At 56.5% G+C, this 25,271-nt stretch carries 24 protein-coding genes and 1 pseudogene; 18 read left to right on the forward strand and 7 right to left on the reverse strand.

All coding sequences use genetic code 11. The features are described from left to right. Window positions 1–306: 306 nt before the first annotated feature. From rimJ to murJ, 4 genes are all read left to right on the forward strand, one after another. A complete protein-coding gene (gene rimJ, locus RDN66_RS12925; protein WP_035896479.1) occupies window positions 307–891 on the forward strand; it encodes a ribosomal protein S5-alanine N-acetyltransferase in 585 nt (194 codons plus the stop codon). A 10-nt stretch (window positions 892–901) separates the two neighbouring features. Continuing rightward, a complete protein-coding gene (locus RDN66_RS12930) occupies window positions 902–1,552 on the forward strand; it encodes a YceH family protein (RefSeq protein ID WP_202216007.1) in 651 nt (216 codons plus the stop codon). A 14-nt stretch (window positions 1,553–1,566) separates the two neighbouring features. After that, window positions 1,567–2,481, forward strand: a complete 915-nt coding sequence (locus RDN66_RS12935; RefSeq protein ID WP_202218134.1) for a Gfo/Idh/MocA family protein — start codon at window positions 1,567–1,569, stop codon at window positions 2,479–2,481. Between the two features lie 208 nt (window positions 2,482–2,689). Beyond that, window positions 2,690–4,225 (forward strand): murein biosynthesis integral membrane protein MurJ, encoded by a 1,536-nt coding sequence (gene murJ, locus RDN66_RS12940; protein WP_123651264.1) that lies wholly within the window; start codon window positions 2,690–2,692, stop codon window positions 4,223–4,225. A gap of 44 nt (window positions 4,226–4,269) precedes the next feature. Here the strand turns inward: murJ and flgN are convergent, their stop codons facing one another. The 3 genes from flgN to flgA all read right to left on the reverse strand — a co-directional run bounded on the left by flgN (window position 4,270) and on the right by flgA (window position 5,750). After that, a complete protein-coding gene (flgN, locus tag RDN66_RS12945) occupies window positions 4,270–4,698 on the reverse strand; it encodes a flagella biosynthesis chaperone FlgN (RefSeq protein ID WP_035896483.1) in 429 nt (142 codons plus the stop codon). 3 nt (window positions 4,699–4,701) lie between these two features. Beyond that, the gene (gene flgM / locus RDN66_RS12950; RefSeq protein WP_035896484.1) at window positions 4,702–4,995 is read right to left on the reverse strand and encodes a flagellar biosynthesis anti-sigma factor FlgM; all 294 of its coding nucleotides are present in this window, start codon (window positions 4,993–4,995) and stop codon (window positions 4,702–4,704) included. Between the two features lie 95 nt (window positions 4,996–5,090). After that, on the reverse strand, window positions 5,091–5,750 hold the full coding sequence (flgA, locus tag RDN66_RS12955; protein ID WP_202216006.1) for a flagellar basal body P-ring formation chaperone FlgA: 660 nt from the start codon (window positions 5,748–5,750) through the stop codon (window positions 5,091–5,093). 156 nt (window positions 5,751–5,906) lie between these two features. Between flgA and flgB the strand changes: the two genes are divergently transcribed. The 11 genes from flgB to flgL all read left to right on the forward strand — a co-directional run bounded on the left by flgB (window position 5,907) and on the right by flgL (window position 15,877). Further along, window positions 5,907–6,323 carry a flagellar basal body rod protein FlgB gene (gene flgB, locus RDN66_RS12960; protein ID WP_035894208.1) on the forward strand — a complete coding sequence of 139 codons (417 nt, stop codon included), beginning with the start codon at window positions 5,907–5,909 and terminating at the stop codon, window positions 6,321–6,323. Between the two features lie 3 nt (window positions 6,324–6,326). Continuing rightward, window positions 6,327–6,731 (forward strand): flagellar basal body rod protein FlgC, encoded by a 405-nt coding sequence (gene flgC, locus RDN66_RS12965; protein ID WP_035894207.1) that lies wholly within the window; start codon window positions 6,327–6,329, stop codon window positions 6,729–6,731. Between the two features lie 12 nt (window positions 6,732–6,743). Continuing rightward, window positions 6,744–7,442 (forward strand): flagellar hook assembly protein FlgD, encoded by a 699-nt coding sequence (flgD, locus tag RDN66_RS12970; protein ID WP_202216005.1) that lies wholly within the window; start codon window positions 6,744–6,746, stop codon window positions 7,440–7,442. 27 nt (window positions 7,443–7,469) lie between these two features. Beyond that, window positions 7,470–8,747, forward strand: a complete 1,278-nt coding sequence (gene flgE / locus RDN66_RS12975; RefSeq protein WP_202216004.1) for a flagellar hook protein FlgE — start codon at window positions 7,470–7,472, stop codon at window positions 8,745–8,747. A 20-nt stretch (window positions 8,748–8,767) separates the two neighbouring features. After that, on the forward strand, window positions 8,768–9,523 hold the full coding sequence (locus RDN66_RS12980; RefSeq protein WP_035894203.1) for a flagellar basal body rod protein FlgF: 756 nt from the start codon (window positions 8,768–8,770) through the stop codon (window positions 9,521–9,523). A gap of 8 nt (window positions 9,524–9,531) precedes the next feature. Further along, complete coding sequence (flgG, locus tag RDN66_RS12985; protein ID WP_035894201.1) at window positions 9,532–10,314, forward strand: flagellar basal-body rod protein FlgG; 783 nt, start codon at window positions 9,532–9,534, stop codon at window positions 10,312–10,314. A 130-nt stretch (window positions 10,315–10,444) separates the two neighbouring features. Then, window positions 10,445–11,143 carry a flagellar basal body L-ring protein FlgH gene (gene flgH / locus RDN66_RS12990; protein WP_035894212.1) on the forward strand — a complete coding sequence of 233 codons (699 nt, stop codon included), beginning with the start codon at window positions 10,445–10,447 and terminating at the stop codon, window positions 11,141–11,143. Window positions 11,144–11,154: 11 nt separating this feature from the next. Then, a complete protein-coding gene (locus RDN66_RS12995) occupies window positions 11,155–12,252 on the forward strand; it encodes a flagellar basal body P-ring protein FlgI (RefSeq protein WP_123651269.1) in 1,098 nt (365 codons plus the stop codon). Next, on the forward strand, window positions 12,252–13,202 hold the full coding sequence (gene flgJ / locus RDN66_RS13000) for a flagellar assembly peptidoglycan hydrolase FlgJ (protein WP_035894197.1): 951 nt from the start codon (window positions 12,252–12,254) through the stop codon (window positions 13,200–13,202). Before RDN66_RS12995 ends, flgJ begins: the two co-directional genes overlap by 1 nt. 63 nt (window positions 13,203–13,265) lie before the next feature. Beyond that, window positions 13,266–14,927, forward strand: coding sequence for a flagellar hook-associated protein FlgK (gene flgK, locus RDN66_RS13005; RefSeq protein ID WP_202216002.1), 1,662 nt, complete (start codon window positions 13,266–13,268; stop codon window positions 14,925–14,927). Window positions 14,928–14,941: 14 nt separating this feature from the next. Next, a complete protein-coding gene (gene flgL, locus RDN66_RS13010; protein WP_202216001.1) occupies window positions 14,942–15,877 on the forward strand; it encodes a flagellar hook-associated protein FlgL in 936 nt (311 codons plus the stop codon). 83 nt (window positions 15,878–15,960) lie between these two features. On the opposite strand, the gene RDN66_RS13015 is transcribed toward flgL, so the two are convergent. Continuing rightward, a complete protein-coding gene (locus tag RDN66_RS13015) occupies window positions 15,961–17,175 on the reverse strand; it encodes an MFS transporter (RefSeq protein ID WP_035894190.1) in 1,215 nt (404 codons plus the stop codon). Window positions 17,176–17,287: 112 nt separating this feature from the next. Here RDN66_RS13015 and RDN66_RS13020 point away from each other — a divergent pair, with 112 nt between their 5' ends. Then, window positions 17,288–18,223 carry a LysR family transcriptional regulator gene (locus tag RDN66_RS13020; RefSeq protein WP_308537901.1) on the forward strand — a complete coding sequence of 312 codons (936 nt, stop codon included), beginning with the start codon at window positions 17,288–17,290 and terminating at the stop codon, window positions 18,221–18,223. Between the two features lie 46 nt (window positions 18,224–18,269). Here RDN66_RS13020 and rne read toward each other — a convergent pair whose 3' ends face one another. Continuing rightward, window positions 18,270–21,509 (reverse strand): ribonuclease E, encoded by a 3,240-nt coding sequence (rne, locus tag RDN66_RS13025; protein WP_202215998.1) that lies wholly within the window; start codon window positions 21,507–21,509, stop codon window positions 18,270–18,272. 657 nt (window positions 21,510–22,166) lie between these two features. Here rne and rluC point away from each other — a divergent pair. Next, the gene (rluC, locus tag RDN66_RS13030) at window positions 22,167–23,129 is read left to right on the forward strand and encodes a 23S rRNA pseudouridine(955/2504/2580) synthase RluC (protein WP_202215997.1); all 963 of its coding nucleotides are present in this window, start codon (window positions 22,167–22,169) and stop codon (window positions 23,127–23,129) included. A 57-nt stretch (window positions 23,130–23,186) separates the two neighbouring features. On the opposite strand, the gene RDN66_RS13035 is transcribed toward rluC, so the two are convergent. Next, complete coding sequence (locus tag RDN66_RS13035; protein WP_227675187.1) at window positions 23,187–24,299, reverse strand: dienelactone hydrolase family protein; 1,113 nt, start codon at window positions 24,297–24,299, stop codon at window positions 23,187–23,189. A gap of 179 nt (window positions 24,300–24,478) precedes the next feature. Further along, a complete protein-coding gene (locus RDN66_RS13040) occupies window positions 24,479–25,063 on the reverse strand; it encodes a nucleoside triphosphate pyrophosphatase (protein ID WP_202215995.1) in 585 nt (194 codons plus the stop codon). 142 nt (window positions 25,064–25,205) lie between these two features. Between RDN66_RS13040 and RDN66_RS13045 the strand changes: the two are divergent. Further along, window positions 25,206–25,271 (forward strand): annotated as a pseudogene (locus RDN66_RS13045) (hypothetical protein); the annotation flags it as partial.

Genomic DNA, 25,271 nt, shown 5'->3' on the forward strand with positions numbered 1-25,271 from the left:
GGCTATACAACGTAATTTTTACGGTTGCGAATTTTCGCAAACCGGAGACTATTTTATTTGTCTCTTAATGGCATTGATTTCGAACCCGATAAGATGATGATTGGTCTTGTTCATTTTTTTCAGCATGGGAATGAATGACTGAAGCGGTAACATCTTCAATTTTCCGGACTATCTCACTCTTTCTCGTATTGCCAGCGGCAGGGCTTTTTTATCACAATGCATCATGACAGATTGTTGTTTTCATTGGTCGCCGTGGGAAGGTACAGTTAAACGACCAGGGTGTACGTCAGGTACAGGAGTAGTGAGATGTTTGGCTATCGCAGTAATGTGCCGAAAGTTCGGTTGACCACAGACCGGCTGGTTGTGCGTCTGATTCACGACCGGGACGCCTGGCGTCTGGCGGATTATTACGCCGAGAATCGGCAGTTTTTAAAACCCTGGGAACCTATTCGGGATGACAGCCATTGCTATCCGTCCGGCTGGCAGGCGCGGCTGTCGATGATCAATGAGTTTCATAAGCAGGGGACCGCTTTCTATTTCGCACTCCTTGACCCGGAAGAGAAAGAGATTATCGGCGTGGCGAACTTTTCTAACGTGGTGCGCGGTTCGTTCCACGCCTGCTACCTCGGTTATTCCATCGGCCAGAAGTGGCAGGGGCAGGGGATGATGTATGAAGCGCTGACCAGCGCTATTCGCTATATGCAGCGTACCCAGCACATTCACCGTATTATGGCCAACTACATGCCGCACAATAAACGCAGCGGCGATTTGCTGGCGCGCCTGGGGTTTGAAAAAGAAGGCTACGCGAAGGACTACCTACTGATTGACGGTGAATGGCGCGATCACGTTCTGACCGCGTTGACCACCCCTCAATGGACTGCAGGTCGATAAGGAGACCCGAATGAAATATCAACTAAGCCCGCTGGAAGCCCGCGTGATTGGCTGCTTGCTGGAAAAGCAGGTCACCACTCCGGAGCAGTATCCGCTCTCTATCAACGGCGTCGTGACGGCCTGTAATCAGAAAACCAACCGTGAACCGGTGATGACACTCAGTGAAGCGGAAGTGCAGGATCAACTGGATACGCTGGTAAAGCGCCACTATTTGCGTACGGTGAGTGGTTTTGGTAACCGCGTGACCAAGTATGAGCAGCGCTTTTGCAACTCGGAGTTTGGCGACCTGAAGCTGTCGACGGCGGAAGTGGCGCTGGTGACGACGCTGCTGCTGCGCGGCGCCCAAACGCCGGGTGAGCTGCGTGGCCGTGCGCAGCGCATGCATGAGTTTGCCGATATGGCGGAAGTCGAAAATACCCTGGAACGCCTGGCGAGTCGTGAAGATGGTCCGTTTGTGGTGCGGTTACCGCGTGATCCGGGCAAACGCGAAAGCCGTTATATGCATCTGTTCAGCGGGGAAATTGACCTTCAGGCGATAGCGGCACAAAGCGATACGCCGGTGGCGGATGAGAGCCTGCTGGCTCGCGTCGAGATGCTTGAGGGTGAGGTTGCCGAACTTAAACAGCGCCTGGATTCACTGCTGGCGCACCTCGGGGAGTAAGTATTATGGCGAAGATTCGCATTGGTGTCGTTGGGCTTGGCGGTATTGCCCAGAAAGCCTGGCTACCGGTATTAAGCGCCGCAACGGACTGGACACTCCAGGCCGCCTGGTCGCCGGGCAAAGAGAAAGCGTTGAAAGTATGCGAAACCTATCGCCTGCCTTACGCTGACTCGTTGACCGCGCTAGCGGCGCAGTGCGACGCGGTCTTTGTGCACAGCTCGACAGCCTCGCACTACGCGGTAGTGAGCGAACTGCTGAACGCCGGCGTTCATGTCTGCGTGGATAAACCGCTTGCCGATAAGCTCGACGATGCGGAGCGGCTGGTGGCGCTGGCGGCGCGTAAAAATTTGACGCTGATGGTGGGTTTCAACCGACGCTTCTCGCCGCTTTACCGCGAGCTGAAAAAGCGCGCCGGGGAGATGTCGTCGCTGCGCATGGATAAACATCGTGCCGACAGCATTGGCCCGCACGATCTGCGCTTCACGTTGCTTGATGATTATCTGCACGTGGTCGATACCGCGCTGTGGCTGGCGGACGGCAAAGCGACGCTTCGCGATGGTGTTCTGCAAACCACCGACGAAGGGCATATGTTTTACGCCGAGCACCATTTCAGCCAGCCGGGACTGCAAATTACCACCAGTATGCACCGTCGTGCGGGCAGTCAGCGTGAATGGGTGCAAGCGGTGGCCGACGGTGGATTGTTTGAGGTGACGGACATGCGTGAATGGCGAGAAGAGCGCGGTTCTGGCATCGTGACCCGGCCTATTCCGGGCTGGCAGACTACCCTTGAGCAGCGTGGGTTTACCGGCTGTGCGCATCATTTTATTCAGTGCGTGCAAAATCAGACGGTTCCGGAAACCGCAGGGGAGCAGGCGATTACGGCGCAGCGGGTGGTTGAAGGGCTGTGGCGCGAGGCAATCCGCGAGTAGGCAGTCTGTAGGCCGGATAAACGAAGCGCCATCCGGCAGTATGCGACACATTGCCGGATGGCGCTTCGTTTATCCGGACAACGGCTTCTCAGAGCAACCAGCTGTAACATCTGGCAGTAGCAATTCACTCTGAACCCGGTAGACTAACGCCACTTTTTTAGCGCTCATCCTACGGGCGCTTTAATCCGGGTTGTGGAATCACAAGTTAATGAATCTATTAAAATCGCTGGCAGCCGTCAGCTCGATGACCATGTTTTCACGCGTACTGGGATTTGCGCGTGACGCGATCGTAGCGAGGGTGTTTGGTGCCGGCATGGCAACCGATGCCTTCTTTGTGGCCTTTAAACTGCCAAACCTACTGCGTCGAATTTTTGCTGAAGGCGCCTTCTCGCAGGCGTTCGTACCGATTCTGGCTGAATACAAAAGCAAGCAAGGCGAAGACGCTACGCGCGTGTTTGTCTCCTACGTTTCGGGACTGCTGACGCTGGCATTGGCGCTGGTTACCGTGCTGGGGATGCTAGCGGCACCGTGGGTCATTACCATTACCGCACCGGGCTTTGCCGACACCGCGGATAAGTTTGCGCTGACGACCCAACTGCTGCGCATTACTTTCCCCTATATTCTGCTGATTTCGCTGGCCTCGCTGGTCGGGGCTATCCTCAATACCTGGAACCGCTTCTCCGTACCGGCATTTGCGCCGACGTTCCTCAACGTCAGCATGATTGGCTTCGCGCTGTTTGCCGCGCCGCACTTCCATCCGCCGGTTCTGGCGCTGGCGTGGGCGGTGACCGTCGGCGGCGTGTTGCAGCTGGCTTATCAACTGCCGCATCTGAAAAAAATCGGCATGCTGGTGCTGCCGCGTATCAACTTTAAAGATGCCGGTGCCGTGCGCGTGGTGAAACAGATGGGCCCGGCGATCCTGGGCGTCTCGGTGAGCCAGATTTCACTTATCATCAATACCATTTTTGCCTCCTTCCTCGCGTCAGGTTCCGTCTCCTGGATGTACTATGCCGACCGTCTGATGGAGTTTCCGTCCGGCGTGCTGGGTGTTGCGCTTGGGACTATCCTGCTGCCGTCGCTGTCGAAAAGCTTTGCCAGCGGCAATCATGATGAATACTGTCGCCTGATGGACTGGGGGCTGCGTCTGTGCTTCCTGCTGGCGCTGCCGAGTGCTGTTGCGCTGGGTATTCTGGCGAAGCCGCTGACGGTAGCGCTGTTCCAGTACGGTAAATTTACCGCCTTTGATGCCGCGATGACCCAGCGGGCGCTGGTGGCCTATTCTGTGGGCTTGATGGGGCTGATTATTGTTAAAGTTCTGGCTCCGGGTTTTTACTCACGTCAGGACATCAAAACGCCGGTTAAAATTGCTATCGTCACGTTGATTATGACGCAGGTGATGAACCTTGCGTTTATCGGCCCGCTGAAGCACGCGGGGCTGTCGCTGTCGATTGGTCTGGCGGCCTGCCTGAACGCCGCGCTGCTCTACTGGCAGTTGCGCAAGCAAAAGATCTTCACGCCTCAGCCGGGCTGGACGGCTTTCTTAGTTCGTCTGGTGATTTCGGTGCTGGTGATGTCGGCGGCGCTGATCGGTTTGATGCACGTCATGCCTGAATGGTCGCAGGGAACGATGCCTTACCGTCTGCTACGCCTGCTTGGCGTCGTGGTTGCCGGGATCGTGGCTTATTTCGCCTCGCTGGCGATTCTGGGCTTTAAGATTAAAGAGTTTGCACGCCGGACGGCGTAAAAGAAAGGCACTGCGCGGGGCACATTCTGTGGCCCCGCCGCAATTCAGACTGAATATTTCTTCGCGCTGCGCGCTACTGGGGCACCTGCCGCCTGACCATCCTTGCCGTAAAGTCCGGTTTCCTGGAATGGCTTAAGCACGTCAATCGCCTGCTGGTTGCGAAGGATCTGTCCTTCCAGCAGCCAGCCGTTGTGCTGATTGAGGCGACGCAACTGCTGCGTGGTCTCGGTAATCACCTGCCAGCGGTCGCCAATATCGTCATGCGTTTCTCGCTGGGCGTCTTGTTCGACGCGACGCTGCTTCTCCAGATAGTCTAACGTTGCCAGCAGAGAGCTTTTCTCTTCAGTAATGCTGGCAAGCTGCAGGCCGTTGACGTTGCCTGCGGAGAGCTGCAGCTGTTCAGCATCCATCACCGCTTTCAGCGAGTTCAGGATGCTGGTCATTTGGTCCAGTATGGCTGACAAACCGCTCATCTCTTATTTACTCTGCAGATAATCTTGTGTGTCCTGAATAAGCGCGTCGGCGATTTTGCCGGTGTCCATTTTTAATTCACCGTTACGAATAGCGGTTTTCAATTCTTCCACGCGGGCCATATTAATGTCACCGGCAGAAGAACGGGTTAATGCAGTTTGCGCGTTGCTTAACGTTACGCTGGCGCTAGTCGCTGTGGCTGTTTTTTCCGCACGCACTTTTGGCGCGCTGGTCTCAGGGGTTTCACGCTGCTGGACGCTGGTAACCGCTTTCAGAGAAGATGTACGATCGATGCTCATGGTTCTTTCCTCATTGAGGCTCTTGTATGGCGCAGGCGCCGACTCTCTTAAATGTTAATTATCTATCGGCAAGCGACACATATTCTTTATAACGTTTATAGATTAATCAGAATATTCCCATCAGTATCGACCTGTCCGCTCACAATTTGGCCCGACGGCATCCGCACCCGCGCATTCTGCGTGACGGCGGCGTTGTTCATTGCCTGCCCCTCGCCGTTGATGCTAAAGCCTTCACCCTGGGCAATCACCATCACTTTTTGTCCCGCTTTCACTCGCCATGACTGGCGCACCATCGACAGCTGAAGCGGCTGGCCGATAGCGACGTCGCGCAGGCTGATAGCATCCTGGGCCTGAGAAAGGTTGAGCATCGTTCGTGGCGGCAGCTGATCGAGCCGTCCGCGCATCAGCGTCACGCTTTGCGCTTCAATGGGGGTACCGCGCACGATAGGCGCTGCGGCCACCACATACTCGCCCATGGCCTGCACGTTAACCTGCAAATACTGTTTCGCGTTCCCGCACTGCGCTACCACCGTTAAATTTCCCCACAGCCGCGAATTGCCCGGCGTGCTGAACGCGGGTTCGTCGCACGCGAGCTTAAGGTTTTGCGTATTACGCAGCTTCACGGTGACTTCATTACTAAAGCCGGTCAGACGCTGGGTAAAAAATTCAGTGAGCTGCGTCTGGATATCGGCCGCTAAAGCCAATGGGCTAAAGACCAGTGCCGCAGCGATGAGAGGGGCAATGAGCTGACGCATGGAACGCTCCAGTGAATAGATAATGCACGCATTTTACCCATCTTGTCGCCACATCAACGCAACAAATAGCGACGCATATTGCGTTTATTCCGTCGATGACGCGCGTGTAAGGGGATTTAAGCTGTCGGCTGAAACTTTGTCATTTGCGGAGGAGACATGCTCGACAAACTCGACGCCGCCTTACGTTTTCAGCAAGAAGCGCTGAACCTACGCGCTGAACGTCAGGAAATTCTGGCGGCTAATATCGCGAACGCGGATACCCCCGGGTATCAGGCGCGCGATATTGATTTTGCCAGTGAACTCAAAAAAGTAATGGCGCGCGGACGGCCGGAAAGCAGCGGCGTAGCGCTGACGCTGACCTCCGAACGCCATATTCCCGCGCAGACTGTCTCAACGCCAGAGGCCGATCTGCTTTACCGCATTCCCGACCAGCCCGCGATGGATGGCAACACCGTCGACATGGACCGGGAACGTACGCAGTTCGCCGATAACAGCCTCCAGTACCAGACCGGTCTTACGGTTCTTGGCGGACAAATCAAGGGCATGATGAGTGTCCTGCAGCAGGGGAACTAATCCATGGCATTACTCAATATCTTCGACGTCGCCGGGTCGGCGCTCACCGCGCAGTCCAAGCGTCTTAACGTCGCGGCCAGTAACCTCGCCAACGCCGACAGCGTCGCCGGGCCGGACGGTCAGCCGTACCGCGCCAAGCAGGTGGTGTTTCAGGTGGATGCGCCAATAGGGGCGGCAACCGGCGGCGTGAAGGTGGCTGACGTGGTGGAAAGCCAGGAGCCGGACAAGCTGGTTTATCAGCCGGGGAATCCGCTGGCGGACGCCAAGGGCTATGTACGTATGCCTAACGTGGATGTGGTGGGCGAGATGGTCAACACCATGTCGGCGTCGCGCAGCTACCAGGCCAACGTCGAGGTCCTCAACACCGTGAAAAGCATGATGCTGAAAACGTTGACGCTTGGACAATAAGGGAGATAACCGATGTCTATCGTAGCCAATATTAATGATACCACCAGCAGCAGTTCAGCCTCGTCGGCGCTGAACAGCACCGGGACCAACAGTTCATCTGACCTGCAGAGCAGCTTTCTGACGCTGCTGGTGGCGCAGTTGAAAAACCAGGACCCGACCAACCCGCTGCAAAACAACGAATTAACCTCACAGCTGGCACAGATCAGCACCCTGAGCGGAATTGAGAAGCTCAACACCACGCTCGGTTCCATCTCCGGACAAATCGATAGCAGCCAGTCGTTGCAGGCCAGTTCGCTGGTGGGTCACGGCGTGATGATCCCGGGTTCGACCATTCTGGCCGGGAAAAGCGCTGGCAGCGAGAACGATAGCGTGGACACCACGCCATTCGGCATTGAGCTGACGCAGGCAGCCGATAAGGTCACGGCGACCATCACCGATGGCAACGGCAAAGTTATCCGGACATTGAATATGGGCGCACAGACCGCGGGCGTTCATACCTTTACCTGGGACGGCAAGCTGGACGATGGCACGGCGGCACCGGATGGTGCTTACAACATCAGCTTTGCAGCTAGTCAGGGAACCACGCAGCTGGTGGTTCAACCGCTGCAGTTTGCGCTAGTGCAGGGCGTTACCTTGGGCAAAGACGGCAACAAACTGGATTTGGGAACGTACGGTACCACCACGATGGACCAGGTTCGCCAGATTATCTAAGCCTTTAACAACTTCAGGAGAGACGTTATGGCCTTTTCACAAGCGGTCAGCGGTTTAAACGCGGCTGCCACCAACCTCGATGTTATCGGCAACAACATCGCCAACTCCGCCACCTACGGGTTTAAATCCGGGTCGGCTTCGTTTGCGGATATGTTCGCCGGTTCCAAAGTCGGGCTGGGCGTTAAAGTCGCAGGGATCACCCAGGACTTTACCGACGGCACCACCACCAGTACCGGTCGCGCGCTTGATGTGGCGATTAGCCAGAACGGTTTCTTCCGTCTGGTTGATACCAACGGTGCGGTGTATTACAGCCGTAACGGTCAGTTCTCACTCGATGAGAACCGTAACCTGGTGAACTCTCAGGGGCTGAACCTGACGGGCTACCCGGCAAGCGGCACCCCGCCGACCATCCAGCAGGGGGCAAACCCGGTTGCGCTGTCGATTCCGAACACGCTGATGTCTGCGAAAGCGTCGACTACCGGCACCATGCAAATGAACCTGAACTCAACGGATGAAGCCATTCCGACGACGAAAACCTTCAACCCAAGCGATCCGGATACCTACAACAAAAAGGGTACTGTCACCGTTTATGACAGCCTGGGTAACTCGCACGACCTGAACGTGTACTACGTGAAAACGGCGGCGAACAAGTGGGATGTCTGGACGCAGGATACCAGCGTTAGCGGTGCCGATCCGGTGAAAGCGGCGCAGATGGGCTTCACCGACAGCGGTACTCTGGATACGGTGACAAATTACACCCTCAATACCAGCACTACGCCAGCATCCTGGGATCTCAACGGTACGGCAAATGCGACGCCGGAAATCGCCATTCAGGTTGCCTCACTGAATGGCTCGACGGCGGGAACCTTCAACCTCAGCTTCCTTAACTCCATGCAGCAGAACACCGGCTCTAGCGATGTGGTTGCCACCACGCAGAACGGCTATGCGCCGGGCAGCCTGGTGAGCTATCAGGTTAACGATGATGGCTCGGTGGTGGGTAATTACTCTAACCGTCAAAGCCAGCTGTTGGGCCAGATTGTACTCGCTAACTTCTCCAACACCGGCGGCCTGCAATCCGAAGGCGATAACGTCTGGTCCGCGACCCAGTCTTCTGGCGTGGCGCTGCTGGGGACGGCAGGTACCGGTAACTTTGGCTCGCTGACCAACGGCGCGCTCGAGGCTTCCAATGTCGACCTGAGTAAAGAGCTGGTGAATATGATCGTGGCGCAGCGTAACTATCAGTCTAACGCCCAGACCATCAAAACCCAGGATCAGATCCTCAACACGCTGGTTAACCTGCGTTAATCGTCTAATAGGGTGACCTCATGGATCACGCGATATATACGGCAATGGGTGCCGCCAGCCAGACCATGCAGCAGCAGGCGGTCACGGCGAGCAACCTTGCCAATACATCAACGCCGGGCTTTCGCGCCCAGCTAACCGCCATGCGTGCGGTGCCGGTCGTGGGGCCGTCCGTTGAGACGCGTACGCTGGTGGCTGCCACCACGCCGGGCGCGGATATGACCCCAGGCCAACTGGACTACACCGCACGTCCGCTGGACGTCGCCATTCAGCAGGACGGTTGGCTGGCGGTGCAGTCGGCAGATGGTACCGAAGGCTATACCCGTAACGGTAACATCCAGGTCAGCTCCACCGGGCAGCTCACGATTCAGGGCAATCCGGTGATTGGTGAAACCGGGCCGCTGAGCGTGCCGGAAGGCTCGCAGGTGACCATTGCCTCGGACGGCACTATTTCCGCACTGACACCGGGTGACCCACCTAATACGGTTTCCCCCGTCGGTAAGCTGAAGGTCGTGAAGGCGACGGCAACGGAAGTGGCGCGTGGCGATGATGGACTGTTCCACCTCACGCCGTCGGCGGTTGCGACGCGTGGGCCAACCTTACAGGCTGACCCAACGCTGCGCCTGCAGTCTGGCGTGCTGGAAGGCAGCAACGTAAAACCCGTGGCGGCAATGGCAGACATGATTGCCAGCTCACGCCGTTTCGAAATGCAGATGAAGGTTATCAGCAGCGTGGATGAAAACACGCAGAAAGCTAACCAGTTGCTGTCAATGAGCTAAGGAAAACTATGATCAGTTCATTATGGATCGCGAAAACCGGTCTCGACGCGCAGCAAACCAATATGGACGTTATCGCCAACAACCTGGCGAACGTCAGTACTAATGGTTTTAAGCGCCAGCGCGCGGTGTTTGAAGACTTGCTCTATCAAACCGTTCGCCAGCCGGGTGCGCAATCATCCGAACAAACGACGCTGCCATCAGGCCTGCAGATTGGTACCGGGGTGCGTCCCGTGGCGACCGAACGTCTGCACAGCCAGGGTAACCTGTCGCAGACCAACAACAGTAAAGATGTGGCGATTAAAGGCGACGGGTTCTTCCAGATCCTGCTGCCGGACGGTTCTTCGGCCTATACCCGTGACGGTTCGTTCCAGGTTGACCAGAACGGTCAGTTGGTCACCGCCAGCGGCTATCAGGTACAGCCAGCAATCACCATTCCGGCGAACGCTATCAGCATCACTATCGGCCGTGACGGTATCGTCAGCGTGACCCAGCAGGGGCAGGCTAACCCGGTTCAGGTCGGGCAGCTGAACCTGTCGACCTTTATGAACGACACCGGGCTCGAGAGTATTGGTGAAAACCTGTACATCGAAACCCAGGCCTCCGGTGCGCCGAACGACACCACGCCGGGGCTGAACGGTGCGGGTCTGCTGTATCAGGGTTATGTCGAAACCTCTAACGTCAACGTGGCGGAAGAGCTGGTTAACATGATTCAGGTGCAGCGCGCGTACGAAATTAACAGTAAAGCGGTATCGACGACTGACCAGATGCTGCAAAAACTGACGCAGCTGTAAGGCTTCGCCGGGCGTTCCCCGGAGTCGCTTCGCTCGTCTGGGCTACGACAGGTCGTGTAGCCCGGACGAGGTGTGAATGCCGACTCCGGGCACTCTCGGGGCAAACATTGAGATTCAGAAGAAGAAAGCAATGCAAAAATCCGCAGCGTTTCGTTATCCGCTTTTAACCATTGTCGCCCTCAGCGTGGCAGGGTGTGCTCTGGTGCCGTCTAAGCCGCTGGTGGAAGGGGCGACGACCGCCCAGCCGATTCCTGGCCCGGTCCCGGTGGCGAATGGCTCTATTTTCCAGACCGCGCAGCCGATTAACTACGGCTACCAGCCGCTGTTTGAAGACCGCCGTCCGCGCAATATCGGTGATACGCTGACTATCGTGCTGCAAGAAAACGTCAGTGCGAGCAAAAGCTCGTCGGCTAACGCCAGCCGCGATGGCAAAACGAATTTTGGCTTTGACACCGTACCGCGCTACCTGCAGGGCCTGTTTGGCAATGCGCGCGCCGATGTTGATGCTTCCGGTGGCAACACCTTTAACGGTAAGGGTGGCGCAAACGCCAGCAACACCTTCAGCGGCACGCTGACGGTGACCGTCGATCAGGTGCTGGTCAACGGCAACCTGCATGTCGTGGGTGAAAAGCAAATTGCTATCAACCAGGGCACAGAATTTATCCGCTTCTCCGGGGTGGTTAACCCGCGCACCATCAGCGGCAGCAACACCGTACCGTCCACGCAGGTGGCGGATGCGCGTATCGAATATGTCGGCAACGGCTATATCAACGAAGCGCAGAATATGGGCTGGCTGCAGCGCTTCTTCCTTAACTTATCGCCGATGTAACGAGGTGAACCATGTTTAAAACTCTGCTAACCCTGGCGCTGGTGCTGGTCACCGGCCTGGCGCACGCCGAACGCATTCGCGACCTCACCAGCGTGCAGGGGGTGAGGGAAAACTCGCTGATTGGCTATGGCCTGGTGGTGGGGCTTGATGGCACGGGTGACCAGACGACGCAAACGCCGTTTACCACTCAGAGCCTTAACAACATGCTCTCCCAGTTAGGGATCACCGTGCCAGCAGGCACCAACATGCAGCTGAAAAACGTGGCGGCGGTGATGGTCACAGCGCAGCTTCCGGCGTTTGGCCGCCAGGGGCAGAACATCGACGTAGTGGTTTCCTCTATGGGTAACGCTAAAAGCCTGCGCGGCGGTACGCTGCTGATGACTCCGCTGAAAGGCGTGGACAGCCAGGTGTATGCGCTGGCGCAGGGCAACATTCTGGTCGGCGGTGCTGGCGCCGCGGCCGGTGGCAGCAGCGTGCAGGTGAACCAGCTGAACGGCGGGCGTATTACCGGCGGGGCGACCATTGAACGTGAGCTGCCTACACAGTTCGGCGCAGGTAACACCATCAACCTGCAACTGAATGACGATGACTTCACCATGGCGCAGCAGATTGCCGACACCATTAACCGTCGCAGCAGCCTCGGTAACGCCACCGCGCTGGATGCGCGTACCGTACAGGTGCGCGCGCCGGTGGGCGGCAGCGGTCAGGTACGTCTGCTGGCGGATATTCAAAATCTTGAGGTCGGTACCACGCCGCAGGATGCGAAGATCATTATCAACTCCCGTACCGGCTCTGTGGTGATGAACCGCGAAGTGACGCTGGATAGCTGTGCTGTTGCGCAAGGTAACCTGTCCGTTACCGTTAACCGCTCCGCACAGGTGAACCAGCCGGATACGCCGTTTGCTGGCGGCCGTACCGTGGTTACGCCGCAGACGCAAATTGACCTTCGCCAGAGCGGCGGCTCGCTGCAGAGCATTCGCGCAAGCGCCAACCTGAACAACGTGGTGCGTGCGCTGAACGCGTTGGGGGCAACGCCAATCGACCTGATGTCGATTATTCAGGCGATGCAAAGCGCAGGCTGCCTGCGCGCCAAGGTGGAGATTGTCTGATGCTGACCGACAGCAAACTACTGGCGAGCGCCGCCTGGGACGCGCAGTCGCTGAACGAGCTGAAAACCAAGGCCGGGCAGGACCCGCAGGCCAACCTGCGGCCGGTGGCGCGTCAGGTGGAAGGGATGTTCGTGCAGATGATGCTGAAAAGCATGCGTGAAACGCTGCCGAAAGACGGTCTTTTCAGCAGCGAGCAGACGCGGCTTTACACCAGTATGTATGACCAGCAAATCGCCCAACAGATGACGGCAGGAAAAGGCCTTGGTCTGGCGGAGGAGATGGTCAAGCAGCTGTCGGCACAGCAGCAGGAGCCGGCCGACAATGTCGGCCAGGTGCCGATGAAGTTCGATATGCAGACGGTCACCAGCTACCAGAACGCCGCGCTGACGCAGATGGTGCGTAAAGCGCTGCCGAAGGCGCCGGATAATAGCGACACGCCGCTTTCCGGCGATAGCAAAGACTTCCTCGCCCAGCTGTCGCTTCCGGCACGGCTGGCGAGTGAGCAGAGCGGTATTCCTCACCACCTGATTCTGGCGCAGGCGGCGCTGGAGTCCGGCTGGGGGCAGCGACAGATCCGTCGGGAAAACGGTGAACCAAGCTTCAACCTGTTTGGTGTGAAAGCGTCCGGTGACTGGAAGGGTAAGGTGACGGAAATCACCACCACGGAATTTGAAAACGGCGAAGCGAAGAAGGTGAAGGCGAAGTTCCGTGTCTACAGCTCCTATCTTGAGGCGCTGTCGGACTATGTGAATCTGCTAACGCGTAACCCTCGCTATGCGGCGGTGACCTCGGCATCAACGGCAGAGCAGGGCGCGCAGGCGCTACAAAACGCCGGTTATGCCACCGATCCGCAGTATGCGCGCAAACTCACCAGCATGATTCAACAACTGAAAGCGATGAGCGATAAGGTCAGCAATGCCTATCGTAACGACATCGAAAATCTGTTCTGACGAGCCTCAAGTTTGCCGTCCGCCATCCGATAAGTAATACCATGGTCTAAAGAAGGAGCGTTCATGTCCAGTTTAATTAACAGCGCGATGAGCGGGCTGAGCGCCGCACAGTCGGCGCTGAATACCACCAGTAACAATATCTCCAGCTATAACGTCGCTGGCTACACCCGTCAGACGACGGTGCTGGCTGCAGCCAACAGTACGCTTGGTGCGGGCGGTTGGGTGGGCAATGGCGTTAATGTCTCCAGCATTCAGCGTGAATATAACGCCTTTATCACCAACCAGCTGCGTTCGGCGCAAAGTCAGAGCAGCGGTTTGAGCACGCGTTACGATCAGGTTTCTAAGCTCGACAACATGTTTGCGAGCACGACCAATAACATCTCGACGACCCTGCAGGATTTCTTCAGCAGCCTGCAGACGCTGGTGAGCAACGCCGAAGATCCGGCGGCACGCCAGACCGTGCTGGGTAAGGCCGATGGCGTGGTAAACCAGTTCAAGGTTGCTGACCAGTATCTGCGTGACCAGGACAAGCAAATCAACCTGAGTATTTCGTCGACCGTTGATCAGATAAACAACTACACCTCGCAGATTGCCAGCCTCAACGACAAAATTTCACGTCTGACCGGCGTTGGCGCAGGCGCATCGCCAAACGATCTGCTGGACCAGCGCGATCAGCTGGTGAGCGACCTGAACAAGCTGGTGGGCGTTGAAGTCAACGTCCAGGATGGCAGCACTTACAACATCACCATGGCAAACGGCTATACGCTGGTGGCGGGGACCAAGTCTAACCAACTGGCGGCGGTACCGAGCAGTGCCGATCCAACGCGGACGACTGTGGCTTATGTTGATAACGTGGCGGGCAATGTTGAGATCCCGGAAAAGCTGCTGACGACCGGTTCACTGGGCGGCATGTTGACGTTCCGCTCTCAGGATCTGGACCAGACGCGCAATAGCCTGAACCAGATGGCGCTGGCCTTTGCCGACGCTTTCAACACGGTGCATAAGCAAGGCGTCGATGCCAACGGCGATACCGGCGAGAATTTCTTCTCCTTCGGCAAACCGTCCGTTCTGGCAAACAGTAAAAATACCGGCGACGCAGAGCTGACGGCAAGCGTTAGTAAGTCATCTGCGGTACAGGCGACGGATTACCGAGTGGTGAAAACCGACAGCGGTTGGCAGGTGACGCGCACTTCCGATAACACCACCGTGAAGCTGGATGCGGATAGCGATGCGACCACGCTGAAATTTGACGGCCTCTCGGTTTCTATTGGCGGAACGGGTGCGGCGAATACCGGTGATAGCTTCACCGTTAAGCCGGTCAGCGACACTATCGTTAACATGAAAGTCGCTATCAGCAGCGAGTCTGAAATTGCGATGGGTCTGCCGGACACTAACGGTGACAGCGTTGGCGAGAGTGATAACCGCAACGGACAGGCGCTGTTGGATCTGCAAAACAGTAAAGTGGTTGGCGGCTCGAAGAGCTTCAGCGATGCCTACGCGGCGCTGGTGAGTAGCATCGGTACCAAAACCTCGACGCTGAAGAGCAGCAGTACCACGCAGGCAAACGTGGTCACCCAATTAACCGAGCAGCAGCAGTCTATCTCTGGGGTAAACCTCGATGAAGAATACGGCAACCTGCAGCTCTATCAACAGTATTACCTGGCCAATGCGCAGGTGCTGCAAACCGCAAGCACCATCTTCGACGCATTAATCAATATTCGCTAAGAAGAGGGACCATCATGCGCGTTAGTACCTTAATGATGTATCAGCAGAACATGAGAGGCATTACCGATTCTCAATCTGCATGGTTGAAGTATGGCGAACAGATGTCGACCGGCAAGCGCGTTAACCGTGCGTCGGATGACCCGGTCGCGGCCTCGCAGGCGGTCGTCTTGTCGCAGGCACAGGCGCAGAACAGCCAGTTTGCGACGGCGCGTACCTTTGCCACGCAGCGCGTGTCGATTGAAGAGAGCACGCTCTCACAGGTGACCACCGCGATTCAGTCGGCGCAGGAAAAGATTGTTAACGCCGGTAACGGCACGCTGAGCGATGATGACCGCGCCTCACTGGCAACTGAACTGCAGGGGATCCGTGACCAGATCCTCAACCTGGCAAACAGTACCGACGGTAACGGGCGCTATATTTTTGCCGGTTATAAAACGGATACGGCGCCGTTTGACGACCAGGGCAACTACGTGGGCGGTACGCTCAACGTCGAACAGCAGGTTGATACATCACGCACCATGGTGATTGGCCATACCGGTAATCTGGTGTTTGACAGTGCGACCAGTAATGCGAAGCCGGATGCCGACACCAATATCTTCAAAGCGCTGGACTCCGCGATTGCCGCGTTGAACACGCCTGTTGAAGATGATGATACCGCAAAAGATACGGCAGCAGCGGCAATCGACCGCACTAACCGTAGCTTGAGTAACTCATTGAACAACGTACTGACCGTGCGCGCCGAACTGGGTACCCAGCTTAATGAACTCGACAAGCTCGATTCACTGGGTGATGACCGTGCGCTGGCGCAAACACAGCAGATGAGTAACCTGGTCGATGTAGACTGGAACGAAACGATTTCGAATTACACCATGCAGCAAACCGCACTACAGGCAGCGTACAAAGCGTTTACGGATATGCAGGGAATGTCGCTGTTCCAACTGAATAAATAAAACATGTAAGTTTTGACATATCTGGAAACTGGATATGTTTTATCGCCCGCGTCATCACCCCGTCGCGGGCTTTTTTTCAGCTTCTATTGTGCATTGAGCGCGGTGTTACGCAGGCGGTAGGTTTCGCTGACGCGAATAGCCAGTGCAACCAGACCCGCAACGGTCGCCAGAATCACCACACCTTCCCAACCGGCCATGGCGTAAACCTGCGTCCCCAGCACCGACCCAACCGACATCCCAATAAACACCCCGGTGAACAGCAGCGCGTTCAGGCGGCCACGTGCCTGTGGCTCCAGGCTATAAACCAGATTCTGGTGTGCCACCAGACTTGACTGCAGGCCAAGGTCGAAGCCTACGGCGGAGACGGCAATCAGCACCAGTTGCGCCATCGGCGGCAGGGCAGGGAGCAGCAGCATCAGGGCGAACGAGAGGCTGACCAGTAGCGCACCCAGCTGTGTGACTTTCTCGGCACCGACTTTATCGGCTAAACCACCCGCCAGCGGCGCGGCTAAAGCACCTGCTGCACCGGCGATACCGAAACCCCCGGCAACGGCGCTGCCCATGTGATAGTGCTCGGCTAGCATCACAGCAAGCGTAGACCAGAACGCGCTAAAGGCGATAGAGAGAAAACCTTGCGCCATGGCGGCACGACGCAACGTTGGGTAGCGACGCCACAGGTGTGCCATCGACACCATCAGCGCTGGGTAGTGCAGCTCTGAGTGGGCGGCAAAGTTTGGCAGCACGCGCCACAGCAGCGCTCCAATCAGCGCGATACTGACGGCAGCAGCCTGATACATCACGCGCCAGCCAAAGAGTTCGCCGACCACGCCGCTTACGGTACGTGATAACAGGATGCCGAGCAGCAGACCGGTCATCACCGTGCCCACCATTTTCCCCTGTTTACCCGCAGGGGCAAGGATGGCGGCGGCGGGCACAATATCCTGCGCCATGGTCGCGGCCATCCCGATAAGCAGGCTTATCGCCAGCAGAGAATGAAATTGCTGGGTCAGGCTATAAATCAGTAGCAGCACGGCCAGCGCCAGACTTTTAAACAGAATCAGCGTTCTGCGGTCATAGCGGTCGCCCAGCGGCAACAGGAATAAAATGCCCAGTGCATACCCAGCCTGAGTCAGCGTGGGAATCAGCCCCATCCCTTCGACGCTGAGATTTAAGGTTGCGCCCATCAGCGGCAGCAGAGGCTGTGCGTAGTAAATGGCGGCGACGCTAAATCCAGCGCCCAATGCCAGGATGAAAATCAGCAGGCTGTTGACCTGTGTTGATGCGGTATGACTGTTCATGATGTTGTTGTCCTCAACGGTGTATGAGGCGCATTTTCCGCGTCTTTGGGGTGGAGTGGTAGCCAGCCTGGTGGTAAAACAGTTATACGTTTGGCGTATAGGCAAAGTGATAATGAAAAGAAATGAGCGTATAGACCGCGTAGAGCTGATGCGGACCTTTATTCGTATCGTGGAATCCGGTTCGCTCTCCGCGGCGGCCAGGCAGTTGCAGACTACTCAGGCCACCGTCAGCCGACGCCTGCAATCGCTGGAGGAGATGCTGGGAGCCAGGCTGCTGCAACGGTCCACGCACGCCATGAAGCTGACTGACGATGGCGAACGCTGCTATCAATACGCTCGTCAGGTGGTGGAGTCATGGCTGGCGCTGGAAGATGCACTACAGTTTGCCGATGACCAGCCGGTCGGGACGCTGCGGGTGCGCGCTCCGCATGCGTTTGGCCAGCAGCAGCTGCTGATGCCGCTGGTGGGTTTTCTGGCACGCTATCCGCAGCTGTCGGTGGAGTGGATGCTGCATGACAAAGCGGTGGACTTCATCAGCGATAATATTGATTGCGCCATTCGCGTTGGCGCTGATGTCGACCCGGCGACAGTATCGGTGCTGCTGGCCGAAGTCCCGCGCTGTATTGTTGCGTCACCTGAACTGCTGAGTCGTTATCCGGCGGTAGAGAATCCCGAGCAGCTTTCGGCATTACCGTGGATTGCTATCAGTACCTTCTACCAGCATGAAGTGGTATTGCGTCAGGCGGGGAGTGACCAGTTGGCCAATGTAGCGGTGGCGGCGCGGTTGAGCACCGACAGTCTGTATGTGGCGAAGAACGCGGCACTGGCGCATGTTGGTGTGGCGGTAGTGTCGAGCTGGACGGTGGAAGCGGAGCTGGCGAGCGGGCAGTTGATTGAGCTGCTGCCACAGTGGCAGGCAGCGCCGTTGCCGGTGCATCTGGTATACCCGTGGGCGCGGTATTACCCAACGCGGCTGCGTAAATTTCTCGACCTGATGCGGGAAGTCATGCCGCAAATTGCCGGGATGCAGCAGCCGAAAAAAGGCTAAAAAAAATCGGCCACCAGGGCCGATTTTTTATTTCACTCACGAACGGTTATTCAACCGGCTGCGGGCGGGTTGGACCTGAGGTCGCGGTATGCGTTGCGCTGTGACCACCGGCAGAACCTTTACCGTCGAAGTCAAAGGCAGGGCGAACCCAGTCGCTGTGACGCGGCGCTTCAGGCACGTAGGCTGGCGCTGGTGCGCGAGTCATCGGTGCGGTCGAGTGATGAGCAGCAACAGGTGCTGGCTCTGCGACAACCGGCGCTGGAGCAACCACTGGTGCTTCAACGACAGGAGCCGCCGCAACAACTGGCGCTTCTACTTCAGGCGTTGCTACGACAGGCGCTTCAACCATTGGCTCAGCGGCGGTCGGTGCTTCCACGTTGGCTTCTTCAACCGGTGCTGTGGTTTCGGCAACCGGCTGTACCGGTGCTTCTTCAACAACGACTGGCTCTTCAGCTACCGCTTCTGCAACAACTGGCGCAGGCGCTTCTTCCTGGGCTGGTGCGGCTTCTTCAGCAGCGACAGCAACAGGTTCAACCACGGTTTCTGGCTCAACCGCTTCCGCAGGCTGTACCGGCGCTTCAACAGCAGCAGGTGCTACTGGCTCGGCGGCGGCGATAGGCGCTACGGCTTGCTCAACGGTTTCTGCCACGATTGGCTGCGCAATCTCTTCCTGCTCAACCGGTGCATCAACGATAGCCTGATCCTGAACCTGTGCAACCGGGTAGCGGATCCACACTTTACCGGATGCCAGTTCTGGCGACGCACAGGCGACGGTCAGCGGCATTGGTGATTGGGTTGGATAACGCTCATCGCGGTAACGACGACGACGCTGGCCGCTAACGCGCAGGTGACGCGGAGAACGACGGGAACGACGCGGCATACCGTTGTTATCACGGCCTTCAGCGCTATCGTCCTGCTCGGTCTGAACCGGTGCGTCAACAACGGCTGGCAGATCAACTTTCGCCAGAGCGGTACGTGGTGCTTCTTCCTGCTGCGGTTCATCTGCAATCAGTTCACGCGCTGCGGTCTGCTCAGGGGTTTCGATACGCACTTTCTGAGACAGCTGACGCGGCTTGCGGCGCGGCATAGTCTGAACGCGTTCTTCCTGTGCAGCTTCGTCGACAACGACCGGCTGTTCTTCGCGGGTCTGCTGCTTGGCTTCCTGCGGCTGCTGACGTTTTTCGTCATTGCGGCGGCGGTTACGTTCGCGGCGGGACTGCTGCTGATCGTCACGGGATTTCGCTTTCTCGCTGTCGTCTACGGCAGCAACCTGGCGGTTTTCACGACCTTCACCGGTCTGCTGCGGTTTTTCACGACGGTTACGACGGTTGTCCTCGCGACCTTCACGGTTTTCGCGCGGTTCACGGCCTTCGGCGTTTTCACCACGGTCGTTACGCTCGTTGCGATCGCCACGGCGGTCGTTACGGTCACCGCGATCGTTGCGGTCGCGACGGTTGTTCTGACGCGGTTTGCGACGTTCCTGCTGACGTTCAGGCTTGGTTTCCTGTTTCTCTGGCTGAGCTTCAACCGGTGCTTCCGGTGTACCGGCAAACAGGTTTTTCAGCGCGCCGAAGAAGCGGGAGATAAGGCCCGGTGCGGCAGGGGCAGCAGCAACGGCAGCTTTTGGCTGTGGTGCAGCGGCAGTCGCGGCTTTTTCTGTCGCAGACGTTGGCGGTACTTCAGGCATCACGAAGGTCGCCAGCGCCGGCTGTTCTGGCAGCTTACGCTCAACGAACTCTTCTTCTACCGGCAGCGCCATCGCTTCTTCATGCAGCTTCGGCAGCAGGTAGCTCAGGGTAGTGGTCTCTTCACCTTTACGCACGCGCAGTACGGAGTAGTGCGGAGTTTCCATCTGATCGTTTGGCACGATAATGCAGCGAACATCGCCCTGACGGGATTCGATGGCGCTGATTGCGGCGCGTTTTTCGTTCAGCAGGTAAGAGGCAATTGGCACAGGGACAATCGCGTGAACTTCTTTGGTGTTCTCTTTCAGCGCTTCTTCTTCAATCAGACGCAGAATGGAGAGCGACAGCGATTCGTTGTCACGCACGGTACCGGTACCGGAGCAGCGTGGGCAGACGTGATGGCTGGATTCACCAAGAGAAGGGCTCAGACGCTGACGGGACATCTCCAGCAGACCGAAGCGAGAAATGTGGCTAATCTGGATACGCGCACGGTCCTGACGTACCGCTTCACGCAGACGGTTTTCTACCGCGCGCTGGTGGCGTACCGGGGTCATGTCGATAAAGTCGATAACGATCAGGCCACCGAGGTCACGCAGGCGGAGCTGACGGGCGATTTCATCGGCCGCTTCCAGGTTGGTGTTGAATGCGGTTTCTTCGATGTCGCCGCCGCGGGTTGCACGCGCGGAGTTGATATCGATAGCGGTCAGCGCTTCGGTGCTATCGATAACGATAGAGCCGCCTGACGGCAGACGGACTTCACGCTGGAAAGCGGATTCGATCTGCGATTCAATTTGGTAGTGACTGAACAGCGGGATTTCGCCGGTGTACAGTTTGATTTTGCTGCTGAAATCTGGACGACCCAGCGCAGAAATGTGCTGGCGCGCCATTTCCATCACTTTCGGGTTATCGATCAGGATTTCGCCGATGTCCTGGCGCAGGTAGTCGCGGAAGGCACGAACGATGACGTTACTTTCCTGGTGAATCAGGAACGGAGCAGCGCGGCTTTCAGCGGCTTTCTGGATAGCTTCCCAGTGCTTAAGGCGGAAGCTTAAGTCCCACTGCAGCGCTTCGGCGGATTTACCCACACCTGCGGTACGTACGATTAAGCCCATGCCGTCTGGCAGCTCGAGGCTTGCCAGCGCTTCTTTCAGCTCAGTGCGATCGTCACCTTCGATGCGACGGGAGATACCGCCAGCACGTGGGTTATTCGGCATCAGCACCAGATAGCTACCCGCAAGGCTGATAAAGGTGGTCAGTGCAGCGCCTTTGTTACCGCGCTCTTCTTTATCAATCTGAACAATGACTTCCTGACCCTCGCGCAGGACGTCTTTGATATTCGGACGGCCATGAGCGTTGTAATTAGCAGGGAAGTATTCGCGAGCAATTTCTTTGAGAGGGAGGAAACCATGACGTTCGGCGCCGTAATCAACAAATGCGGCTTCGAGGCTTGGCTCAATACGGGTAATTTTGCCTTTGTAGATGTTCGCTTTTTTCTGTTCGTGTCCTGGGCTTTCAATATCCAGATCGTACAGACGCTGCCCATCAACGAGGGCGACACGCAACTCTTCCTGCTGAGTTGCGTTGATTAACATTCTTTTCATCGTAACTTACTCATTATTCTTACATTGACGACTAAGCTGCGAGCAGAGTGTTGCCTTTCCGGGGTAAACCGATGGCCTCGTGACTATTCACGTCGCCAACCTCACGGTTGTCGCTCGCTTAAGAGGCGCAGAGTGTCGGTAGCCTGTGTTTCAAGCGGAAACACAGCGCAATTATTTGGGGAACAGCCTGGGATAACTCTCCAGAGAAGATTCCATTTATACTCGTCATCTTTCAGAAGGTAGAGGTCTGCACGGATGTTTCCCGTTGCGTTTTCTGTCTGCCATCTAAAATTCGTACAGTATATGTACCGGTAAGGACTGCAACTCGCAGCCCGCTAACTGTCTGAAAGATCAATACGTCTTACGCCATTGCTGCGTGGATGATCGGACAGACAAAACTGGTCATTCCGTAAATATCCTTGTTATTCCAGGTTCAACACGGAAAACAGATTCATTATTCCTTGCTAACCTAGTTATAGCAAGATGACTTTCACCTTTTATCACCCGGTTACTCACAGTTTTTTCACCTGCCGGATGCGATTGTTCTAATAACAAACAATTCGCTGGCAGAAGCAACGAGAGTAATCAGGTAATGATAAATATAAGCATAGAAAAATGAGTGGCGCTATCGAGCGGGGATATTTAGAATCGCGCACCATGAAAACTGAGACTCCAACCGTAAAAATGATTGCCATCAGCGCTGATGAAGCCGGGCAACGAATCGATAACTTTTTGCGCACCCAACTTAAGGGTGTGCCGAAGAGCATGATCTATCGCATCCTGCGTAAGGGCGAAGTGCGGGTAAACAAAAAACGCATTAAACCTGAATACAAGCTGGAAGCGGGTGATGAAGTGCGCATCCCGCCGGTACGCGTTGCCGAGCGTGAAGAAGATGCCGTATCACCGCATCTGCAAAAAGTCGCTGCCCTGAGCGATGTGATCCTCTATGAAGACGATCATATCCTGGTGCTGAACAAACCTTCTGGCACCGCTGTACACGGCGGCAGCGGGCTGAGCTTTGGCGTCATTGAAGGCCTGCGAGCCCTGCGCCCGGAAGCGCGCTTCCTGGAATTGGTTCACCGTCTTGACCGCGATACCTCCGGCGTGCTGCTGGTGGCGAAGAAGCGTTCGGCGCTGCGTTCACTGCATGAACAGCTGCGCGAGAAGGGGATGCAAAAAGATTACCTGGCGCTGGTCCGTGGACAGTGGCAATCCCATGTCAAAGTAGTGCAGGCGCCGTTGTTGAAAAATATTCTGCAAAGCGGTGAGCGCATCGTGCGCGTGAATCAGGAAGGGAAGCCGTCGGAAACCCGCTTTAAGGTGGAAGAGCGCTATACCCACGCGACGCTGGTTCGCTGCAGCCCGGTGACGGGACGTACCCACCAGATTCGTGTCCACACGCTGCATGCCGGTCATCCCATCGCCTTTGATGACCGCTATGGAGACCGTGAGTTTGATAAACAGCTGGCGGGTACCGGGCTGAACCGTCTGTTCCTGCATGCTGCCGCGCTGAAGTTTACGCATCCGGGTACCGGCGAAGTGCTGCGTATCGAAGCGCCGATGGATGACCAGCTCAAGCGCTGCCTGCAGGTACTGCGCAATCAAAGCAAGCAGCAGTAAGCCGTTAGGCCGGATGGCGCTTCGCTTATCCGGCCTGCTAACCTCTCTTATTTCCTCTTACTTCAGCCATTTATCCAGCCAGGGGAAAACTTCCTCCTGTTGTTGCTGGTAAAAGACGTGACCTAATGCTTGCCAGGTTTTGGTGACGAGCCTATCGTCGGCGTTTTGCGAGGACCAGACGCGGTGTGCTTTAGCAAAGGCATCGTTAACGGCGTCCGCAGGGAACAGCTTGTCCTGACCGCCGCTGAATATCAGCATTGGCTTCGGCGCGGCGAGGCTCGCGATATCGGGGATATCCATTTTCGCGGGCATTCCCGGGTGCAGCATGTAGAAGGCGGATTGACCGCGCAGCACATTGTTGCCCGGTGTCATCAGACCGTTGTAGGTACCGAACCAGGAGATGACCGCCGTCGCAGCCACTTTGTCGGAAAGCGCCGCGAGCTGCCAGGCGCGGAAGCCCCCCATCGAGAAGCCGAGCACGCCAATACGTTGACTGTCGACGCTTTTCAGCGAAGCGATAAAATCAACGGTACGCATATCTTCATAGGCCACTTCACCGGCCAGTGAGCGCCCAAGATTGAAATAGTTGCTTGCCAGCGCCTGCTGCTGTTCATAGACCATCGGCCCGCGGTCGCCCCAGCCGGGGCTATCGATAGCGATAACCACATAGCCGCGTTTAGCCAGTTCGTCGCCGATAAAGCGCCCGGTGAAGAATTTATCTGCCCAGGCCTGGGCGCTAGCGAGTTGTTCTGCGTTACCCCAAGGCCGGATAAGCTTCTCTTTACCGATATCAAACTTCGAACCGTGGTCGTGCAGCAGAACAACCGCGGGATGTGGGCCAGGGGTTTTAGGCGTGAGCATTAACGCAGCGATGCGATTATCGTCGGTGATGTTAAGGGAAAGCTTTTCTGCGGTGTAGCTGCCCCGGTCTTCACTGGCAATATTTTTGGTGTCGAAGGGCTTCGTTGAGTCAGGGGTGAGCAGCGATTGACGGAATTCCTGGCGAGCATGCTGCTGCCACTGTTTGAAGTCCGTGTAGTGCCCTGAAAGCCAGGAATCGGGGTACTGCATTTGCGATTTCATCTGCTGCCAGCTGGCGGGAAGATTGCCTTCAGTAATGCCCTGACGCTGCCAGTCATCTGCGGCATTGGCCTGCACCGCAGTCAGCATTGCCAGTATAAAGAACAGTTTATGTTTGCCACGCATCCTCTCTCCTTAAATTAAAACAATGTTTCAATGTAGAGGGTGGATTGTAATGGCGGTGAAAAAATAAACTGTGATCGTGAGTGGGATTTCCCGGCGTCGCTGGGCTCGGCCGGGTTACATTTGAGGGAGTAGCCGGGGGGGCACTAATCTGCCAACGGGTTAAAGTTCTCCCGGCGAAGCATTTTGCACAGCGCAATCAGTGGTAAACCAATCAGCGTGTTTGGGTCGCGGCCTTCAAGACGGTCAAATAATGCGATGCCTAACCCCTCACTTTTAAAACTGCCCGCGCAGTTAAGTGGGTTTTCTTTACGGATGTAAGCGTTGATTTCTTGCTCGCTCAAGTGACGAAAATGGACGTCGAACGGCTCACATTCTGTCTGTAACTGACCATTAGCGGAGTTATAGAGTGCCAGGCCGGTATAAAACGTCACCACATTTCCGCTGGCCTTTTTTAATTGCAGGCGAGCATTCTCTTCGGTGTGGGGTTTCCCGGTGATCTCGCCATCCAGTAAACACACCTGGTCGGAGCCGATAATCAGATGTTCAGGAAAACGTGCGGCCAGCGCCTGGGCCTTTGCCTGCGCCAGGCGCAGCACCAGGCTGCGCGGGGTTTCGCCTGGTAACGGCAGTTCGTCAACCTCGGGTGCGGCGCACTCGAAGGGGAGGCCGAGTTTCTCCAGAAGCTGTTTGCGATAGGGGGATGTCGAAGCAAGAATCAATTCAGGCATAATTTTTTAAATAGACGGTAGCGAATTAGATTCCGACATTTTAAACTATAGGCCGCAATGTGTGCGAATTATTGGCAAAAGGCAACCTGAGGCTGCCTTTTTCTTTGACTCTATGACGTTACAAAGTTAATATGCGCGCCCTATGCAAAAGGTAAAATTACCCCTGACTCTCGATCCGGTTCGTACGGCTCAAAAACGCCTTGATTAC

Origin of the sequence: uncultured Kluyvera sp., from assembly GCF_902485085.1 — a bacterium.
Lineage (GTDB): Bacteria > Pseudomonadota > Gammaproteobacteria > Enterobacterales > Enterobacteriaceae > Kluyvera > Kluyvera ascorbata.

What these genes read in the sequence shown, in the direction of transcription:
- rimJ (WP_035896479.1), top strand. Translation starts at nt 307, where the DNA reads ATGTTTGGCTATCGCAGTAATGTGCCGAAAGTTCGGTTGACCACAGAC.
- RDN66_RS12930 (WP_202216007.1), top strand. Translation starts at nt 902, where the DNA reads ATGAAATATCAACTAAGCCCGCTGGAAGCCCGCGTGATTGGCTGCTTG.
- murJ (WP_123651264.1), top strand. Translation starts at nt 2,690, where the DNA reads ATGAATCTATTAAAATCGCTGGCAGCCGTCAGCTCGATGACCATGTTT.
- flgN (WP_035896483.1), bottom strand. Translation starts at nt 4,698, where the DNA reads ATGAGCGGTTTGTCAGCCATACTGGACCAAATGACCAGCATCCTGAAC.
- flgM (WP_035896484.1), bottom strand. Translation starts at nt 4,995, where the DNA reads ATGAGCATCGATCGTACATCTTCTCTGAAAGCGGTTACCAGCGTCCAG.
- flgA (WP_202216006.1), bottom strand. Translation starts at nt 5,750, where the DNA reads ATGCGTCAGCTCATTGCCCCTCTCATCGCTGCGGCACTGGTCTTTAGC.
- flgB (WP_035894208.1), top strand. Translation starts at nt 5,907, where the DNA reads ATGCTCGACAAACTCGACGCCGCCTTACGTTTTCAGCAAGAAGCGCTG.
- flgC (WP_035894207.1), top strand. Translation starts at nt 6,327, where the DNA reads ATGGCATTACTCAATATCTTCGACGTCGCCGGGTCGGCGCTCACCGCG.
- flgD (WP_202216005.1), top strand. Translation starts at nt 6,744, where the DNA reads ATGTCTATCGTAGCCAATATTAATGATACCACCAGCAGCAGTTCAGCC.
- flgE (WP_202216004.1), top strand. Translation starts at nt 7,470, where the DNA reads ATGGCCTTTTCACAAGCGGTCAGCGGTTTAAACGCGGCTGCCACCAAC.
- RDN66_RS12980 (WP_035894203.1), top strand. Translation starts at nt 8,768, where the DNA reads ATGGATCACGCGATATATACGGCAATGGGTGCCGCCAGCCAGACCATG.
- flgG (WP_035894201.1), top strand. Translation starts at nt 9,532, where the DNA reads ATGATCAGTTCATTATGGATCGCGAAAACCGGTCTCGACGCGCAGCAA.
- flgH (WP_035894212.1), top strand. Translation starts at nt 10,445, where the DNA reads ATGCAAAAATCCGCAGCGTTTCGTTATCCGCTTTTAACCATTGTCGCC.
- RDN66_RS12995 (WP_123651269.1), top strand. Translation starts at nt 11,155, where the DNA reads ATGTTTAAAACTCTGCTAACCCTGGCGCTGGTGCTGGTCACCGGCCTG.
- flgJ (WP_035894197.1), top strand. Translation starts at nt 12,252, where the DNA reads ATGCTGACCGACAGCAAACTACTGGCGAGCGCCGCCTGGGACGCGCAG.
- flgK (WP_202216002.1), top strand. Translation starts at nt 13,266, where the DNA reads ATGTCCAGTTTAATTAACAGCGCGATGAGCGGGCTGAGCGCCGCACAG.
- flgL (WP_202216001.1), top strand. Translation starts at nt 14,942, where the DNA reads ATGCGCGTTAGTACCTTAATGATGTATCAGCAGAACATGAGAGGCATT.
- RDN66_RS13015 (WP_035894190.1), bottom strand. Translation starts at nt 17,175, where the DNA reads ATGAACAGTCATACCGCATCAACACAGGTCAACAGCCTGCTGATTTTC.
- RDN66_RS13020 (WP_308537901.1), top strand. Translation starts at nt 17,288, where the DNA reads ATGAAAAGAAATGAGCGTATAGACCGCGTAGAGCTGATGCGGACCTTT.
- rne (WP_202215998.1), bottom strand. Translation starts at nt 21,509, where the DNA reads ATGAAAAGAATGTTAATCAACGCAACTCAGCAGGAAGAGTTGCGTGTC.
- rluC (WP_202215997.1), top strand. Translation starts at nt 22,167, where the DNA reads ATGAAAACTGAGACTCCAACCGTAAAAATGATTGCCATCAGCGCTGAT.
- RDN66_RS13035 (WP_227675187.1), bottom strand. Translation starts at nt 24,299, where the DNA reads ATGCTGACTGCGGTGCAGGCCAATGCCGCAGATGACTGGCAGCGTCAG.
- RDN66_RS13040 (WP_202215995.1), bottom strand. Translation starts at nt 25,063, where the DNA reads ATGCCTGAATTGATTCTTGCTTCGACATCCCCCTATCGCAAACAGCTT.